At 58.6% G+C, this 2,371-nt stretch carries 2 protein-coding genes; both read left to right on the top strand.

Going from position 1 to position 2,371, the window contains the following annotated elements; translation table 11 throughout:
• Positions 1–1,401 (top strand): site-specific integrase (locus tag AB4Y34_RS41415; RefSeq protein ID WP_368719252.1); only part of this gene is annotated, 1,401 nt, incomplete at its 5' end.
• A complete protein-coding gene (locus tag AB4Y34_RS41410; protein WP_368719251.1) occupies positions 1,398–2,306 on the top strand; it encodes a tyrosine-type recombinase/integrase in 909 nt (302 codons plus the stop codon). The genes AB4Y34_RS41415 and AB4Y34_RS41410, both read left to right, overlap by 4 nt.
• Positions 2,307–2,371: the final 65 nt, after the last annotated feature.

The following is a 2,371-nucleotide window of genomic DNA, read 5'->3' as shown; positions in this document are numbered from 1 at the left end:
CGTGTGTTATGGGGAGTCCTGGATAACAGGGAGTCCGAAACCATGTTCGGCTCGACAGACCGAACAATCCTGTATTTTTACTCCCCATTAAAACACGTCCCTCCGTTGCTATCGTGGTCTGGCTTTAACGGGCAATCATCACAGGAGGACGTGATGCTAGACACATACCTGGTAGCACCCAAGACATTGAGGCGCTTGCGTACAGGACCGGCCGGCGTCTTCATTGACGGCTTTGCTGATGCGCTGGAGCGGGATGGATATTCAGCGGCGAGCGCTGTGCGGTACATACGGGCCGCCGATCATCTGGGCCGCTTCATGCTGATGAGTGGCAGAGCGCTGGTTGAGGTAGGTCCGCAGATGTTGGAAATCTTCCGTCGACATCTTCCAACGTGCAGTTGTCCAGATGCAAAAGGAGGTAAAGCAAACCATCATGTCTACTTCGGCGCAAAGCGCTTTCATGAATACCTGGTCGAGATTGGTGTCTGTGAAGCCGGGATTCCTGCAAGTGTTGGGATTTGCGAACCCGCGATCGTTAGCGGTTTCCGGCGTTGGATGCAAAAGCATCGGGGTGCGAAGCCCGCAACACTTCGGCTTTACTGTCGCGATGCAACGACAATGCTCGAGTCGCTTGGGGACGATGTCAGCAGATGGGATCCAAAGCGCGTACGCACGTTCCTGCTGGACAGCGTTAGCAGTTGTGGTGCCGGTACCGCTGAAAAGCGGGTCACCAGCGCGCGGGCCTTCCTGCGTTATCTGTGTGTTCACGGCTTGTGTCGGGCCGGTCTCGATCAAGCAGTTCCCACACTGGCGCATTGGCGCCTGTCGACATTCCCCCAGTGTCTTGCACCTGACGATGTTCACCGTCTGATTGCCGCTTGCGATGGCCAATCAGTTCGAGCACGTCGCGACCGCGCGATCATTCTGTTACTTGTGCAACTCGGGGTGCGTGCGGGCGACCTCGCAAACCTTCGAATGAGAGACATTGAGTGGGAAACCGGGACGCTGCGGGTCTCGGGCAAGGGGCGTTATGAAGTTCGACTACCGCTGCCCCAAGACGCTGGTGAGGCACTCCTGCGTTATCTCGAATCCCGATCCCGAGTGACAGGAGGTGACCGCGTCTTCGTACGCAACATTGCTCCGTTCAGACCGTTTGTTTCGGGCGATGGCATTTCCTCGGTAGTAAAACGCGCGCTCAAGCGGGCCAAGGTAAATTCACCGGCCAAAGGTGCACATCTGCTGCGACACACAGCAGCGACCGAGATGTTGCGTCACGGTCTTCCCCTCGACCAGATCGGCATGGTCCTCAGGCATCGCCGTATCGACACCACAGCCTACTACGCCAAAGTCGACTTCGCATTGCTCAAGCAGATCGCCCAGCCCTGGCCAGAGGTGATGAAATGATGCCCGCCGTGGAGTCCTATCTCGCGGCGCGTCGTGCCGCGGGCTTCAAGCTGTCGAACGTGGAATACCTGCTGCGCAGCTTCGCGCGCTTTGCAGTCAATCGCGGTGAAACGCACGTCCGCGCACAGACTGCGATCGACTGGGCAACTGAGGCTGCGTCGGTGGCCCAGCGTGACGCGCGGCTGAAGACCGTGTGCAGGTTCGCCCGGTATCTGTCCATCGAAGATCAGAACCATGAGCTACCGCCGGAACGTTACATTGGCTACCGAAAGACCCGACGGCCTCCGTACATTTACACACAGATTGACATCGAGCGCCTGATCGACGCTGCGATGAATCTCGGGCCTGCCAGCGCACTGCGACCACACACATATGCGGCGTTGATCGCTCTGCTATCCGCCACTGGTCTGCGCGTCTCCGAAGCACTGAATCTACGGTTTGCTGACATTACGTCCGACGGACTCGTCATTCGAAGGAGCAAATTCCAGAAGAGCCGTCTGGTTCCTCTGCACGAGACGGCGACGGAGGGTCTGCAGAAATATCTGACGCTACGGCGACTGGCACACCCGGGCGATGACCATGCGTTTGTTGATGACGACGGTCACCCGCTCAGGTACACGGTTGTTTACTGGACGTTCCGGAAGCTGCTGAAAATCGCCGGCATTGGCGTCACGTTCAACGGTCACAGTCCCCGGTTACATGAGCTAAGGCACACGTTCGCAGTCCGTGCGCTGGAGGCGAGCTCTGAAGGGCGGGACCGCGTCGGACAGCACATGCTGGCCCTCGCGACGTACCTGGGGCACGCGAACATCTATGCCACGTACTGGTACCTCGAGGCCACTCCGGAGCTCCTGCGCGATATTGCAGTGGCCGCAGAGGGCTTCCTCGCCGGAGAGCAGAAATGATCCCGCTCGCACCCCACGTCGTAACATTCCTTCGCGAGACCCTCGCACATCAGAGAGGCGCCAGT

This window comes from Paraburkholderia sp. BR10954, from assembly GCF_040965775.1.
Taxonomy (GTDB): Bacteria; Pseudomonadota; Gammaproteobacteria; order Burkholderiales; family Burkholderiaceae; genus Paraburkholderia; species Paraburkholderia youngii.
Note: the sequence above shows the minus strand (reverse complement) of the source record. Positions and strands in the feature narration are given on the sequence as shown.